Here is a 14,127-nt window from a genome sequence, read left to right as displayed (position 1 = left end):
CCGGCGTGTTACAGATGCCAGCCGGGCCTTGAGATTGTTCAACAATGCACGCCAGACTGGCCCGCATGTTCGTCCTCATCGGCGTCGCCGTCGTGATCATCGGCTTCGCGTTGCGCATCAACGCGCTGCTCGTGGTCACCGTGGCGGGCATCGTCACGGCAGCCATCGGCGGGATCGACCCCGTCGGCATCCTCACCGCGTTCGGCAACGGGTTCGCGTCGAGCCGGAGCGTCACGACGTTCGCGCTCGTGCTGCCCGTCATCGGTCTCATCGAGCGCTACGGGCTCCAGGACCAGGCGAAGCGGCTCATCGCGAAGCTCGACAAGCTCACGACGGGCCGCATCCTCGCCGGGTACCTGGCGGTCCGGCAGGTCACCGCCGCGGTCGGCCTGACGAGCATCGGCGGGCCGGCGCAGACCGTCCGCCCGCTCGTGCACCCGATGGCGGAGGGCGCGGCGACCAAGAAGTACGGCCGCATCGACGAGCGGATGCGCGAGAAGATCAAGGGCTTCTCGGCGTCGTCCGACACCGTCGGGGTGTTCTTCGGCGAGGACGTGTTCGTCGCGGTCGGGTCGATCCTGCTCATCACGACCTTCGTCGACACCACGTACGGTCTCGCGCTCGAACCGATCGACCTGGCGCTGTGGGCGATCCCCACCGGCATCGCGGCGCTGATCGTGCACGGCATCCGCCTGCTCCTGCTCGACCGGAAGCTCGACAAGATGGCGGCCGACGTCCGCCAGACCGAGGGGGTCGCGGCATGATCACCAGCGAATGGCTCTACTGGCTCATCGGCGCGTTCTTCATCGCCGTCTCCGTGTTCATCGTCACGGACCGCTCCCACGCCAAGCGCCTCGGCAACGCCGCCTTCTGGGGCATCCTCGGGCTGTCGTTCTTCGCCGGCACCTTCGTCGTGTCCGGGGTGATCCCCGCCTGGGTGCTCGGGATCGCCGTCCTCGTGATGGTGGCGCTCGCCGGCCTCGGCTTCACCGGCACGACGAGCCGCACCCGCGTCGCGAGTGTCCCCGGCGCCGGGGTGGGCTCCGCGACCGGCCCGGCCGAGCCGACCGCCGTCACCACCCGCCCGAGCTCGAGCACGAGCGTCCTCGCGACGACGAGCCCGGACGAGCGCGCCGCGTTCGCGCAGCGGTACGGGAACAAGCTCTTCATCCCGGCGCTGGTGATCCCGGTCGTGGCGGTCCTCGTCGCCACCCTCGGCCCGCTCGTCCGGATCGGAGGGGAGCCGCTCCTGGCCGAGGGGAGCGCCACCCTGACCGGGCTCGGCATCGGCTCGGTGCTCGCCGTGGTCGTCGCGGTGTTCGTGCTCCGTCCGCCGCGGCTCGACACCCCGGTCCGCGAGGGCGCACGGCTGCTGCAAGCGATCGGCTGGGCGGCGCTCCTGCCGCAGATGCTCTCGACACTCGGCATCGTGTTCACCCAGGCCGGCGTCGGCACGGCGGTCGGCACGATCATCAAGGCGGTCCTGCCGGACGGGTCCCTGTTCGCCGCGGTCGTCGTCTACTGCCTCGGGATGGCCCTGTTCACCGTCATCATGGGCAACGCCTTCGCGGCGTTCCCGATCATGACCGCCGCGATCGGCTGGCCGGTCCTGGTGCAGGGCTTCGACGGCAACCCCGCCGCGATCTTCGCGATCGGCATGCTCGCCGGCTTCTGCGGGACCCTGGTCACCCCGATGGCCGCGAACTTCAACCTGGTGCCCGCCGCCCTGCTCGAGATGCGGGACAAGTACGGGCCGATCAAGGCGCAGCTCCCGACCGCCGGGATCCTGCTCGTCGTCAACATGGGAGTGATGTACCTTGTCGCATTCTGACTCCGCCGACGGTACGCCGTCGTCCTCGTCGGCACCGGACCTGGCCCGCGCCGCCTGGGCCGCCGGTTTCGCCGCCGTCGCCCTCGACAACACCACGCGTGAGTACCCGTACGCCGCGCACCACACGACGTCGGGTCCGGAGGACCGCGCGCTCCCCGTCGAGCTGCACCCCGCCTTCGCCACGTCGTACGACTGGCACTCGTCGGTGCACATGCACTGGCTCGCGACGCGCCTGGTCGCGTACGGCGTGCCCGCCGACCTGGAGTCCCGGATCACGTCCGTCCTGCAGGCGCACCTCTCCGCCGACCACCTCGCGACCGAGGTCGCGTACCTCCGCGCCACGCCGCACTACGAACGGCCCTACGGCTGGGCGTGGCTGATGCGGCTCGCCGCCGAGGTCGCCGCCTCCGAGGTGCCGGCGATCCGCGCACTCGCGCCGGGTTTCGCGCCCGTGGTCGAGGTGCTCGAGGACCTGGACACCCGCTGGGTCGAGGGCGCTGCGCACCCGGTCCGGCACGGCGTCCACTCGAACTCCGCGTTCGGGCTGTTGCTCGTGCTCGAGGGCGCCCGGTCGCTCGGCCGGACCGAGCTCGTCGCCACGGTCGAGCGCACCGCCCGCGAGTGGTTCGGGGCCGACGCCGGATGGCCGTTCGCGTGGGAGCGCAGCGGGCACGACTTCCTGTCCGCCGGGTTGGCCGAGGCGGACCTCATGCGTTCGGTGTTGCCGGCGCCCGAGTTCGAGACTTGGGCTCAGGCGTTCTTCTCCGAGGTCTCCGCCGGTGACGGGATCCTGACCCCGACCACCGTCCGCGACGAGAACGACCCACAGCAGGTGCACCTCTTCGGCCTCGACCTGTCGCGGGCCGGATCGGCACGGCGCATCGCCGACGCCCTGCGTTCCGCCGACGCCGAGGACGCCGACCTCACGGCCCTGCTGGACGGGGCAGCCGATCGGCTGCTCGCCTCGGGGCTCGCCGCGAGCGTCGGCGAGGAGTACTACTCCACGCACTGGTTGGCGAGCTTCGCGTGGGACGCCATGGAGGCCCGGGAGCACGCAGCCCGCTGATCCTGCCGCACCGCGACGAGTGTCAGCGCAACGGGATGGTCTGACCGAAGGTCTTCGTGACCGGCGGGGCGGCGAGCACCGCGCCGAGCGCCTCCGCCGCGCCCTCGGGGGTGGCGCGCCAGGCGACGTAGGCGTCGTGGTCCTCGGCGGTGGCCCAGCGCTCCAGCACGACCATGCGCGTCGGGTCCTCGTCGTCGACCAGGACCTCGAGCGACTCGCTGCCCTGCCGGGCTGCGGTCTGCGCGAGGGTCTCCCGGATCGCGGCCTCGACCGTGTCCGCTGCGACGTCGTTCCGGATCTGGACCTCGAGGAAGACGGTCATCGTCATGGTGTGCACCTTTCGTCGTCGGACCCCGTCCGCTGACGGCGCCCCGTGACGGCAACCACGACCGGCGGGGAGTTGTTCCGGGTGCGCTGCGTCAGCGGGCGATGCGGAAGCGCAGCGTGTCACCGGGGCGGAGTTGCGCCGCACGGTCGACGGACTCCGGCGTCAGGACCGCCACGACCGGGTAACCGCCGGTGACCGGGTGGTCGGCGAGGAACAGCACGGGGAAGCCGGCCGGCGGGACCTGCAGCGAGCCGGTCTGAACGCCCTCGCTGGGGAGCTCGCGGGTGACCGCACGCACGAGGGGGGCGTCTGCGGTGGTGCGGACCCCGACCCGGTCGCTGTCCGGGGTGACGTGGAAGTCCTGACCGGTCAGGGTGGCCCGCCAGTCCGGCGTGAACCAGTCGTCACGGGGACCGGGCACGACGTCGAGCACCACGGGGTCGCCGGGCCGGGGCAGGAGCGGCGGCGGCACCGCGTCGACCACCGGCCAGGGGCCGACGCCGAGCCCGTCCCCGGCCGTCGCCGTACCGTCCGTGGTCGCCGTGGCACCGCGCACGGCGGGCCCGACCGGCAGGACGTCCCCGGCCGACAGCGGTGCGGGACCGAGCTGCGCGAGTGAGTCCCACGACCGACTGCCGAGCACCGGCTCGACCGCGATGCCTCCGCGGACGGCGACGTACGCGCGGAGTCGGTCCTCCGGCAGCCCGACCCGCAGGGTGTCGCCGGGCTCGAGGAGGAGCACCTCGTAGGCGGCCGCACCGCGCACTCGTCCGTCCGCGCGTTCGATCGACACCGGACACGGTGCCCCGGTGACGGCGGCGACCACGTGCGCGTCGGTGCGGAGCGCGACGGAGCCGAGGAGGGCCTCCAGGACGGCAGCGTGCGGACGGTTGCCCACCATCCGGTTCGCCAGTGCGGCCGACCCCCGGTCCGCGGGGCCGGCCGCACCCAGCCCCATGTCGCTCAGTCCGGGACGGCCGAGGTCCTGTGTCGTCACGCCGTAACCGACCTGTACGACGGTCAGGGCACTCACGACCGTGCCGCCGCGTCGACGAACCGCAACCGGACGCCGGCCGGTGCGAGCGCCGGCGGGGTGCGGTCGAGCGACCACATCGGCACCTCGGTCCGGCCGATGAGCTGCCAGCCGCCGGGGGAGGTCCGCGGGTAGACGGCGCTGAACTCGCCGGCCAGGGCGACGGCGCCGCTCGGGACGGCGGTGCGCGAGGTGTCGCGGCGGGGCAGGTCGAGCGACGGTGCGGTGCCGGTCAGGTAGCTGAAGCCGGGGGCGAAGCCGCAGAAGGCACTCGTCCAGACCTGCCCGGTGTGCCAGGCGACGAGTTCCCCGCGGGTCATGCCGGTGAGCGCGCCGACGGCGTCGAGGTCGGCGCCGTCGTAGGTGACCGGGACCACGACCGGGTCGCGGTCCGCGCGGTCGTCCGAGGAGCGCACCGGCTCGACGTCCGACAGGAGCGCGCGGAGTCGTCCCGCGTCGGTGGCGGTCGGGTCGAAACGGAGGAGGAGGGTCCGCGCACCGGAGACCACTTCGGTGACCCCGGGCAGCGCGGCCGCGGTGAGGCCGGCGCGGAACGCCACGACGTCGGTGAGGGTGTCGAACGTCGCCAGCAGCGCCGTCGCCCCGGCGACCCGGACGTCGGGCGTCATGCCGCGGCGGCGGTCGAGAACGCCGTGATGCCGACGCCCTGCTCCGTCAGGAGCGTCCGGATCGCCCGCGCCATCGCGACGGCGTCGGGGGAGTCACCGTGCACGCAGATGGAGTCCGCCGCCACGCGGACCTCGGAGCCGTCGACCGCGGTCGCGACCCCCTCGGTGACCATGCGGAGCACGCGGGCGGCGACCTCGTCCGGGTCGTGCAGCACCGACCCCGGGCGGCTGCGGGACACGAGCGACCCGTCCGGCTCGTAGGCGCGGTCGGCGAAGGCCTCGCGCACCGCGCGGAGCCCGTGGCGTTCTGCGGCGAGCACCAGCTCCGAGCCGGGGAGGGCGAGGACCGACAGGGACGGGTCGACGTCGGCGACCGCGCGGACGACCGTCTCGGCCTGCACCGGGTCGGCGCAGGCGGTGTTGTACAGCGCGCCGTGCGGCTTGACGTACGTGACGGCGGTCCCGGCGACCCGGGCGGCCATGATGAGCGCGCCGAGCTGGTGCACGACCTCGGCGTACAGCTCGTCCGGGGTGACCGAGACGGGGCGGCGGCCGAAGCCGAGCAGGTCCCGGTACGCCACGTGTGCTCCGACGGCCACCCCGCGCTCGGCGGCGGCCCGGCACGTGTCGAGCATGATCGTCGGGTCGCCGGCGTGGGCCCCGCAGGCGATGTTCGCGCTGGACACCACGTCGAGCATCGCGTCGTCGTCGCCCGCGGTCCAGGCGCCGAAGCCCTCGCCGAGGTCGCTGTTCAGGTCGATCGTGGGCACGCGGACCTCCTGTCGGGATTGTTCAACAATGTAGCGCCCGCCGCCGGCCGTGTCACCGTCGGGATCCCCGGCGGCGATGCGCCGACCCGGCTACAGCGCGTCGACGAACATCTGCGTCGCGAGCGGGACGTTCGTCGTGTTCGACGTCGGGTCCCACCCGACCAGCGCGACGACGTCACCGCCGACCCTGGCGGTGTGGCCGACGAGCGTGAACGCGTTGCCGCCGACGGTGCCGCGCACGCGCCAGCCGATCGCCTCGTCGGTACCGGTCAGGGACGGCTCCATTGTCTCGACGGTGGTCTCGATCGGCTTGCCCTGCATCGAGAACAACGCCGAGCCGTCCGCGCACCGGGTCAGAGCACTGCGAGCGTCCTCGACCAGGTCCGTCGCGGCAGCGGTCTCCCCGGTGCTGGCGACGACGGCGGTCATCGACCGGTCGTTGCTCGTGCCGAACACCACGGCCCCGGCGTCGTCCGAGGTGTCCCACCCGACGCCGAACGGGGCGAGGCAGCTGGCATCGGAGACCGTCAGGCCCGGGTAGACGGAGTCGAGCATCGCGTCCGTCGTGGTGAACTCGGCGGGTCTGAACTGGATGCGCTGGAACACGCCGGTCAGCTCGGCCTCGGTGTGGGCGGACGCGCGACCGCCCGTCGACGACGCCGACGGCGTGGGCGCCGCGCTCGTCACCGGGGCGCTCGTGGCGGGCGCCGGTGTCCGGGCTCCCGCACCGCCGGTGGTGTCGTCCCCGCCGCCGGAGCAGCCCGCCAGGGTCAGTGCCAGGACGGCTGCGGCCGCGGCGACGGGAATGGTGGTGGTGCGCATCGGTGTCCCCCTCGTGTCGACGGCCCCCTCGACCGCCCGACGCGTCGAGGTTATCCGGCGACCGGGCTGTCCGGCGACCGGGCTACCCGGCGACCGGGCCGGAGGGCAGGGTGAGGACCTCGGCCCCGTCCTCGGTGATCGCGATGGTGTGCTCGCTGTGGGCGGTCCGGCAGCCGGTCGCGCTGCGGAGCGTCCACCCGTCGGCGTCGGTGAGGAGCTCGTCGGTGTCGACCATCACCCACGGCTCGAGTGCGAGGAGGAGGCCCGGACGCAGCGTGTACCCGCGGCCCGGCCGGCCGTCGTTCGCCACGTGCGGGTCCTGGTGCATGGTCGAGCCGATGCCGTGCCCGCCGAAGTCGAGGTTGATCGGGTAGCCGGCCTCGGTGAGGACGGATCCGATCGCGTGTGACAGGTCCCCGAGCCGTGCCCCCGGGCGGGCGGCCGCGATCCCGGCGGCCAGGGCCCGCTCGGTGGTCTCGATGAGCGCGACGCTTTCCTCCGGACGGCTCGTCCCGACGACGAAGCTGATCGCGGAGTCGGCCGCGTAGCCCTGGTGCACGACGGCGAGGTCGAGCGTCAGCAGGTCCCCGTCGGCCAGGGCGCGGTCGTGCGGCAGACCGTGCAGGACAGCGTCGTTCACGGCGGTGCAGATGTGGTGACCGAAGGGGCCGCGCCCGAACGACGGGGCGTAGTCGACGTAGCACGACGTGGCCCCGGCGGCGGTGATCATCTCGGCCGCCCACCGGTCGAGGTCGAGCAGGTTCGTGCCGACCGTGGTGCGGCTCCGCAGCGTCTGCAGGATGTCGGCCACCAGGGCGCCGGCGGCGCGGGCCCGGGGGAGCTCGGCCGGGGTGAGGATCTCGATCATGCGGGTGCCGTTTCTGTTCCGATTGTCATACCGGTATTACTGTAGGTGCATGGTCCGTCTCCCGCTCTCCCCGGTCGACCTCGAACGCGGGCGGCGCCTCGGTGCCGTGCTCCGGTCCGCACGTGGCACCCGGTCGATGCTCGAGGTCGCGCTCGAGGCCGGTGTCTCGCCGGAGACGCTGCGGAAGGTCGAGACCGGACGGATCGCGACGCCGTCCTTCCCGACCGTGGCGGCGCTCGCCGGCGTGCTCGGCCTGTCCCTCGACACCGTGTGGGCCGAGGTGTGTGCGCAGCGCGAGCCCGAGCCCTCCGCGGTCGGAGCGGCACTCGCGCCCTGAGCCCTGAGCACAGAGCCCTGAGCACAGCGCCCTGAGCACAGCGCCCTGCGTCCAGCGGCGTGCGGCCGTTCGTGCGGCGCGGTGCTCGTCTGCTACCGTCGTCGTGCCAGAACCAAGGGGGCTGCCCGTCACGCGAGAACGACGGTCGGCTCGTGTACCGCTCCCTGTCGGTGCCACCCCGCGTCCTTCGGTTCGCACCCCTCGTGCCTCTCGTCGTGCGGTCCCACCGCCGGAGCACGGTCCGTGTCGTCCGAAGGAGCCCTCATGGGCACAGCCATGCCCGGATCCCGCCGCACCCTGCGCGGCAACCCGATCGCCACCCTCGTCGCCGTCTGCTTCGGCCTGTTCATGGTCGGCCTCGACGCCACCGTCGTGTCGATCGCGAACCCCGCGATCGCCGCCGACCTCGGCACCACCTTCACCCAGCTGCAGTGGATCACGAACGCCTACCTGCTCGCCCTGGCCGTGTTCCTCATCCTCGGCGGCAAGCTCGGGGACCGGTTCGGCCGCCGCCGCATGTACCTGATCGGGGTCGTCGCGTTCGCGCTGGCCTCGGTCGCGATCGGCATCGTGGGGACCGCCACGGGCGTGATCGTCTTCCGTGCCGTGCAGGGGCTCAGCGCCGCGCTGCTCATGCCGCAGACCCTCGCGCTGCTGCGGGCGACCTTCCCGAAGGAGCGGTTCGGCGTCGCCGTCGGTGTCTGGGGCGGTGCGTCCTCGGTGGCCATCGCGGCCGGTCCGATCGTCGCCGGCGTGCTCGTCGCCGCACTCGGCTGGGAGTCCGTCTTCTTCGTGAACGCCCCGATCGCCCTGGTCGGCCTGGTGTTCGGCGGGTTCGTCCTGCGGGAGTCCACCGCTCCCCACCGCGGACGCTTCGACGTGCCCGGCGTGGTGCTGCTCGCGCTCGGTCTGTTCGGCATCGTGCTGGCCGTCGTCCAGTCCGAGTCGTGGGGGTGGGGGAGCCCGCTCACGCTCGGGGTGCTGCTCGGTGGCGCCGCGCTGCTCGTGGTCTTCGTGCTGGTCGAGCTGCGCGTGACCGACCCGCTGCTGCCGATGTCACTGTTCCGGTCGTCGACGCTCTCGATCGGTGGCCTGGCCGTCGGCGCGAACTTCTTCGCGATGCTCGGCGTGACGTTCTTCCTGTCCCTGTACATGCTCAACCTGCGCGGGGTGACCGGTCTGCAGGCGGGGCTCATGCAGCTCCCGCTGAGCGGCGTCTCGGTCATCGCGTCACCGATCGGCGCGGCACTCGTGGGGCGGCTCGGCATCCGCCGGACGCTCACCATCGGTCTGCTCATGGTCGGGGTCGCGCTGTTCGCCCTGACCGGCACCACGCAGGACTCCGCGTACGTCGGGATGGCGGTCCCGTTCGTCGTCTTCGCCCTCGGGGCTGGCTTCACGATGACGGCCGGTGCCGAGGCCGTCGTCGGCAGCGCCCCGGTGCAGCTCGCCGGGGTCGCCGGCGGGTTCCAGGCCACCGCGCTGCAGCTCGGCGGTGCGCTCGGCACCTCGGTGCTCTCCGCCGTGGTCAGCGCCGGGGTGCTCTCGGGCACCGCCGGGCTCGGACTCGCGAGCGCTGACCGGCAGGGGCTCGCCCAGGGCATCGTGCCCACCGGGCTCGGTCCGGCAGCGTCGGCGGCCGCCCGCGATGCGTTCCTCGGGGGCATGCACACCGCCTTCGTCGTCGCCGGTGTGGTCGCGGTCGTCGTGGCGGTCCTCGCCGCCGTCTTCGTCCGGTCCGGTGGCACGTCCGCACCGGCCGCGGTGCTCGAGGAGACGGCCGAGGCCACCGCCGGACACGCCTGATCGGCGCACCCCGAGCCGTCCGGGAGGCCCGTGGCGCGACCCGCCACGGGCCTCCCGTCCGTCCTGCGGTCACCGCGCCGTCTGGCCGCGCAGCGCGGGGGACCCGGACGGGGGCATGGTGTTCCGGCGGAACGTGTCGTCTACTGTTCCTCTGCCCGATGACAGCACACCGTGCCGGAGGACCCATGACGAAGGACGACCAGTCCCGCGCCGACGGCGCGATCGACCGCCGCCGCCTGCTCACGCTCGGCCTGGGCGCCGCCGCAGCGGTCGGCCTGACGGGCGTCGCGACACTGCGGCCGGAGGTCGCCCGAGCGGCCACGGCGCCGATGCTCCTCGCCGCCGACGAGTTCGACGGACCGGCCGGCAGCGCCCCGAACCCGGGCATCTGGCGCCACGACCTGGGTGGCGGCGGCTGGGGCAACGGGGAACTCGAGGTCTACACCGACTCGCGGCGGAACTCGGCGCTCGACGGCAACGGCAACCTCGCGATCACCGCGCGGCGCGAGGCCGACGGCTCGTACACGTCCGCCCGCCTGACGACGCAGGGCACGTACTCCGTGCAGTACGGCCGGGTCGAGGCCCGCATCAAGATCCCGCGTGGGCAGGGCATCTGGCCCGCGTTCTGGATGCTCGGAGCCGACCTGCCGCAGGTTGGGTGGCCGGCGTGCGGCGAGATCGACGTCATGGAGAACATCGGACGCGAGCCCGGGACGATCCACGGCACCGTGCACGGACCCGGGTACTCCGGGGCCGAGGGCATCGGTACGGCGGCGACGCTGCCGAGCGGTGCCTTCGCGGACGCCTTCCACGTCTACGCGGTGGACTGGCGACCGGGCTCGATCAGCTGGTCCGTCGACGGTGCGACCTACCGGACGATCACGCCCGCGGACACGAACGGGGACCCGTGGGTGTTCGACAAGCCGTTCTTCGTGGTCCTCAACGTCGCGGTCGGCGGCGGATGGCCGGGTGCGCCGGACGCGACGACCCCGTTCCCGCAGCAGATGCTCGTCGACTGGATCCGGGTCTGGCAGAACGCCTGAGTCCCCGATCCGCCGGCACGACTCACCAGCACCGACCCCCAGCACGAACGAGACCGGCCCCGTGGCAGACGCCACGGGGCCGGTCCTGAGTCGCTGGTCTTACTTCACCCGGACCGAGATGGTCGGGCTGGTGCTCGTGTTGATCATCGAGGTGGGCGAGAACACGGCGTGCAGCTTGTGCGTGCCCTTCGCCAGCGGGAAGGTGGTGGTCGCCTTGCCGTTGACGATCGAGACGGTCTTGAGCTTCTTCGAGCCCTCGTAGACCTTCGCGGTGCCGTTGACCGTCACGCCGGGGACCTTGACGGTGACGGTCGTCTTGCCGCCGCTGTAGGAGATGCCCGTGGTGGACGTCGCCTTCGTGACGGTGACGACGGTGCTGCTCGTGGTCGACGAGTCCGCGCCGGCCCAGTCCGAGCTGCTGGCGAAGGACGCGGTGATCTCGTGCTTGCCCATCGCGAACTTGCTCGGCAGCGTGATGCTGGCCGTGCCCTTCGCGACCGTGTCGGTGCCGAGCACCGTGTCGCCGTCCGAGAACGTGACCGTGCCGGACTGCTCGCCGATGCCGCCGCCGACCGTCGCCGTGATCGTCACCGGGGTGGCGGTCGCGTACTTCTGGGTAGCAGCAGAAGCCTCGAGCGTGGTGGTGGTCGCCGGCAGGGCCGCGTGGAGCGTGAAGTCGTCGACCGTGGAGCCGATCGGCGCCGGGTCAGCCGACGCGGTCGGCTTGAGGGTCACGCCGCAGCTGTCCACGTTCCCGTGCTGGACGGCCGAGTTGAGCGTGGTGCAGTCGCCCGCCCGGACATTCGTGACGGCGAGGTTGTCGTCCGTGACCGAGACCTTGACGTACGTGCGGACGTGCTCCTGGTTCTCCACCGAGTTGGCGAAGTGACGCTGACCGGTCGGGTCGAGCGGGTCGGCGCCGTAGCCACCCTGGGTCGCGTCCGGGGTGGTCAGGTCGTAGTACTTCGAGCCCGATGCGGAGTTGGCGGTGAGGTAGATGACGCCACCGGGACCGGCGAAGACGTCCTCGGCACCCGGCTGCTCGTCCGGGTTGGCCTTCTTGCCGTTCTTGATCGCGTAGCTGCGCGAGTAGGAGTGGTCGTGGCCCTGCAGGACGACATCGACACCCATGTCCGAGAAGGCGCGGGTGAAGTCGAAGCGGCGCTGCTGGTTGTCACGGTCGTTCGCGTGGTCCGCCGGCGAGTAGATCGAGTGGTGGTAGACCAGCGCGGTCCACTTCGCGTCGTCGCCGTGGCGCGTGATGACGTCGCGGATGTAGTTCACGTGCGCCGCGTCGGAACCGGCGGCGTAGGCGTTCGAGTTGATGTCGATGAACAGGACGCCCTTGTACATGTACCAGTAGTCACCACCCGAGTTCGCGGTGGAGTTGCCACCCGGGTAGAAGTCCGGCACGCGGAGGGAGTTCGGCAGCTGGTTGTGCTGCTCGTACGCCTTGCCGCCGACGTCGTGGTTGCCGATGGTCGAGGCCCACGGGTAGCGCTTGAGGACGTCGCTGCTGTCGGCGAACGCACCCCACTGGTACTCGTTGTTGGCGTTCTCGACCTGGTCGCCACCGGAGACGAGGAGCTCGGCGTCCTTCTCCTTGGTGGTCGCGTACTTGAGTGTGTCGGCCCAGCCGGCACCGTCGTCGTCGACGAAGCCCGACGAACCGATCTGCGGGTCACCGAAGAACAGGAAGTCGAAGTCGCCGCTGAAGCTCTTCGTCGTGAACGTGTACGGGGCGGACCAGGCCGACCCGTCCGCGGCACCCACGTGGTAGGTGTACGTGGTGTTCGGCTCGAGGTCCGAGATCGTCGCGTGGGCGTTGATGTAGCCGGCCTCGGCGGTGATGCCCGGGATCGAGCGGGTCGACCGGTCGGTCGTGCTCGTGTCGGCTGCCGTGTTGGCGGCCTCCGACGCGTCGATCGTCTTCTTCGCGTCGGTGAAGACACCGCCGGTCATGCTGTCGGTCTTCTGGATCTCGAGCGACTGGGCGACGTTCGCGGGGAAGTACCACGAGGCGATGCGCTGGCTCTCGGTGGCACCGACGCCGAGCAGGATGTGGAGCGGGCCGCCGGACGAGACGTTGCTCGTCGGGGTGTTCGTGGCCGCGGTCGCCGGGTTGGCGCCGACGAGGCAGGCGCCGGCGATGAGCGCCGCGCCGATGACGGCCCCGCCGAAGCGGATGGTGGTGGTTCTGCGCCGGGAAGGGGCGCCGGACAGGAGACTCATGTGGGTCCGTTCTCGAGGGAAGGGATGGTGCAGCAGAGAGACTCTGCATCGCCCTGGTGGATGGTGAGTAAACGCTGTGTGACCATCCGTCTCACAGCTCTGAAGCGGTAGGAGATCAGCCCTCGACGAGCCGCTGGACGAACCAGACCATCCCCATCACGAACACGCCTGCCGTCACGGCACCGGTCACCCAGAGCGACGCGATGTGCGCCTTCCGCCGCAGCAGGGACAGCGGCGGGAACACGATGACGATGATCGCGAGCTGGACCGCCTCGATGCCGACGTTGAAGACGAAGAGCGACACGAGCAGCTGCCACGAGAACGCCTCCTGGATGCCGAGGGCGCCGGCGAACCCGAGCCCGTGGATGAGCCCGAACGCGAAGACCACGGCGAGACGCGACCACCCCGACCGGTCCAGGGCGAACCGGCCGTGGTCGGCCACGACCAGCTCGTCGGCGCGCGACCGGCGCTGGAACAGCCGCCAGAGGTGCCACCCGGCGACCGCCGCGATCGACAGCGCGATGAGCGGTTCGACGACGATCGACGGCGGACTCACGACGCCGAGCGCGGCGAGGATGAACGTGATCGAGTGCGCGATGGTGAACGCCGACGCCGTGTAGACGACCTCGCGCAGCCGTCGGGAGCCGGCGATGAGCGCGATGAGGAACAGGATGTGGTCGATCCCGGTCAGCAGGTGCTCGGCGCCGAGGGTGAAGAACTCCCAGAACCGTGCGCCCGCGGACTGCTCCGTGGAGAACGACGGCTCGTCGGCGTCGAGCGTCGCGGTGCCCTCCTGGTCGTCGACGTCGTACGTGACGATCGTCTTGGTGTCCTGCACGAACGTCTCGCTGTCCGGGAACAGCTCCGAGCGCACCACGTGGCCGGACGCGGTGTGTCCGGGCTCCGGGCACGCGAAGTCCGCCGTGAGCATCGCGTACGGGACCTCGTCGCGCATCTCGACACGGACCGAGTCGTCGAGCGTGCCGGTGCACTCGTGCCCACCGGACGTCACCGCGAAGCGGTCGAACACGTACCGGCCGATCGAGTCGAGGTGCGCCTCGGCGGCTCGCACCATCCCGGCGTCGTCACCGTCGTCCCAGGCCGCCTGACCCTGGCGGTAGAGCGCGTCGTCGTCCTCGCTCGTGCCGACGGACACGAGCATGAGGTCGTACTCGAGCCCGAGTCCGGCGCGGACCGTGTCGGCACCGTCACCGCTGACGTCCGCGTAGACGACGGAGCTGAAGCCGTGCGCGCTCGCAGCCGACGCTCCGCCGAGCAGGCTCAGGACGACCGTGCCGAACAGCACGAGGGCTGCGACGATCCGCGTGACGGGCGGGGGGAGGAGGGACAGCCCGCCGGGGG

At 71.9% G+C, this 14,127-nt stretch carries 14 protein-coding genes; 6 read left to right on the top strand and 8 right to left on the bottom strand.

Going from position 1 to position 14,127, the window contains the following annotated elements; translation table 11 throughout:
• Positions 1-65: 65 nt before the first annotated feature.
• The 3 genes from DEI95_RS12355 to DEI95_RS12345 are packed head-to-tail and all read left to right on the top strand — an operon-like array spanning position 66 to position 2,897.
• Positions 66-764, top strand: coding sequence for a DUF969 domain-containing protein (locus DEI95_RS12355; protein ID WP_110825882.1), 699 nt, complete (start codon positions 66-68; stop codon positions 762-764).
• Positions 761-1,831 carry a DUF979 domain-containing protein gene (locus tag DEI95_RS12350; protein ID WP_110825883.1) on the top strand — a complete coding sequence of 357 codons (1,071 nt, stop codon included), beginning with the start codon at positions 761-763 and terminating at the stop codon, positions 1,829-1,831. Before DEI95_RS12355 ends, DEI95_RS12350 begins: the two co-directional genes overlap by 4 nt.
• Positions 1,818-2,897, top strand: coding sequence for a DUF2891 domain-containing protein (locus tag DEI95_RS12345; protein ID WP_258367600.1), 1,080 nt, complete (start codon positions 1,818-1,820; stop codon positions 2,895-2,897). Before DEI95_RS12350 ends, DEI95_RS12345 begins: the two co-directional genes overlap by 14 nt.
• A gap of 22 nt (positions 2,898-2,919) precedes the next feature.
• Here DEI95_RS12345 and DEI95_RS12340 read toward each other — a convergent pair whose 3' ends face one another.
• From DEI95_RS12340 to map, 6 genes are all read right to left on the bottom strand, one after another.
• Positions 2,920-3,225: a putative quinol monooxygenase gene (locus DEI95_RS12340; protein WP_111060421.1), complete on the bottom strand. Its 306-nt coding sequence runs from the start codon at positions 3,223-3,225 to the stop codon at positions 2,920-2,922.
• A gap of 91 nt (positions 3,226-3,316) precedes the next feature.
• Complete coding sequence (locus tag DEI95_RS12335; protein ID WP_258367599.1) at positions 3,317-4,222, bottom strand: biotin-dependent carboxyltransferase family protein; 906 nt, start codon at positions 4,220-4,222, stop codon at positions 3,317-3,319.
• A 32-nt stretch (positions 4,223-4,254) separates the two neighbouring features.
• Entirely contained in the window at positions 4,255-4,887 is a 633-nt protein-coding gene (locus DEI95_RS12330; RefSeq protein WP_111060420.1) for an allophanate hydrolase subunit 1, read from the bottom strand.
• On the bottom strand, positions 4,884-5,657 hold the full coding sequence (locus DEI95_RS12325) for a LamB/YcsF family protein (RefSeq protein ID WP_111060419.1): 774 nt from the start codon (positions 5,655-5,657) through the stop codon (positions 4,884-4,886). Before DEI95_RS12325 ends, DEI95_RS12330 begins: the two co-directional genes overlap by 4 nt.
• 90 nt (positions 5,658-5,747) lie before the next feature.
• Positions 5,748-6,479, bottom strand: a complete 732-nt coding sequence (locus tag DEI95_RS12320; protein ID WP_111060418.1) for a hypothetical protein — start codon at positions 6,477-6,479, stop codon at positions 5,748-5,750.
• 82 nt (positions 6,480-6,561) lie between these two features.
• A complete protein-coding gene (gene map / locus DEI95_RS12315) occupies positions 6,562-7,347 on the bottom strand; it encodes a type I methionyl aminopeptidase (protein ID WP_111060417.1) in 786 nt (261 codons plus the stop codon).
• 49 nt (positions 7,348-7,396) lie between these two features.
• Between map and DEI95_RS12310 the strand changes: the two genes are divergently transcribed.
• The 3 genes from DEI95_RS12310 (at position 7,397) to DEI95_RS12300 (ending at position 10,533) form a co-directional block, all read left to right on the top strand.
• Positions 7,397-7,684: a helix-turn-helix domain-containing protein gene (locus DEI95_RS12310; protein WP_111060416.1), complete on the top strand. Its 288-nt coding sequence runs from the start codon at positions 7,397-7,399 to the stop codon at positions 7,682-7,684.
• Positions 7,685-7,948: 264 nt separating this feature from the next.
• Positions 7,949-9,490, top strand: a complete 1,542-nt coding sequence (locus tag DEI95_RS12305; RefSeq protein WP_111060415.1) for an MFS transporter — start codon at positions 7,949-7,951, stop codon at positions 9,488-9,490.
• A 185-nt stretch (positions 9,491-9,675) separates the two neighbouring features.
• Entirely contained in the window at positions 9,676-10,533 is an 858-nt protein-coding gene (locus tag DEI95_RS12300; RefSeq protein WP_111060414.1) for a glycoside hydrolase family 16 protein, read from the top strand.
• 99 nt (positions 10,534-10,632) lie between these two features.
• Here the strand turns inward: DEI95_RS12300 and DEI95_RS12295 are convergent, their stop codons facing one another.
• Complete coding sequence (locus DEI95_RS12295) at positions 10,633-12,765, bottom strand: Ig-like domain repeat protein (RefSeq protein WP_111060413.1); 2,133 nt, start codon at positions 12,763-12,765, stop codon at positions 10,633-10,635.
• A gap of 115 nt (positions 12,766-12,880) precedes the next feature.
• Positions 12,881-14,071: a HupE/UreJ family protein gene (locus DEI95_RS12290; protein ID WP_258367610.1), complete on the bottom strand. Its 1,191-nt coding sequence runs from the start codon at positions 14,069-14,071 to the stop codon at positions 12,881-12,883.
• Between the last annotated feature and the right edge of the window lie 56 nt (positions 14,072-14,127).

Source organism: Curtobacterium sp. MCBD17_008, assembly GCF_003234475.1.
In the GTDB taxonomy this organism is placed as follows: Bacteria; Actinomycetota; Actinomycetes; order Actinomycetales; family Microbacteriaceae; genus Curtobacterium.
Note: the sequence above shows the minus strand (reverse complement) of the source record. Positions and strands in the feature narration are given on the sequence as shown.

Bases quoted from the DNA above. Each gene is read 5' to 3' on its own strand.
- DEI95_RS12305 (WP_111060415.1), top strand. From the start codon at position 7,949: ATGGGCACAGCCATGCCCGGATCCCGCCGCACCCTGCGCGGCAACCCG.
- DEI95_RS12350 (WP_110825883.1), top strand. From the start codon at position 761: ATGATCACCAGCGAATGGCTCTACTGGCTCATCGGCGCGTTCTTCATC.
- map (WP_111060417.1), bottom strand. From the start codon at position 7,347: ATGATCGAGATCCTCACCCCGGCCGAGCTCCCCCGGGCCCGCGCCGCC.
- DEI95_RS12340 (WP_111060421.1), bottom strand. From the start codon at position 3,225: ATGACGATGACCGTCTTCCTCGAGGTCCAGATCCGGAACGACGTCGCA.
- DEI95_RS12330 (WP_111060420.1), bottom strand. From the start codon at position 4,887: ATGACGCCCGACGTCCGGGTCGCCGGGGCGACGGCGCTGCTGGCGACG.
- DEI95_RS12320 (WP_111060418.1), bottom strand. From the start codon at position 6,479: ATGCGCACCACCACCATTCCCGTCGCCGCGGCCGCAGCCGTCCTGGCA.
- DEI95_RS12300 (WP_111060414.1), top strand. From the start codon at position 9,676: ATGACGAAGGACGACCAGTCCCGCGCCGACGGCGCGATCGACCGCCGC.
- DEI95_RS12355 (WP_110825882.1), top strand. From the start codon at position 66: ATGTTCGTCCTCATCGGCGTCGCCGTCGTGATCATCGGCTTCGCGTTG.
- DEI95_RS12310 (WP_111060416.1), top strand. From the start codon at position 7,397: ATGGTCCGTCTCCCGCTCTCCCCGGTCGACCTCGAACGCGGGCGGCGC.
- DEI95_RS12295 (WP_111060413.1), bottom strand. From the start codon at position 12,765: ATGAGTCTCCTGTCCGGCGCCCCTTCCCGGCGCAGAACCACCACCATC.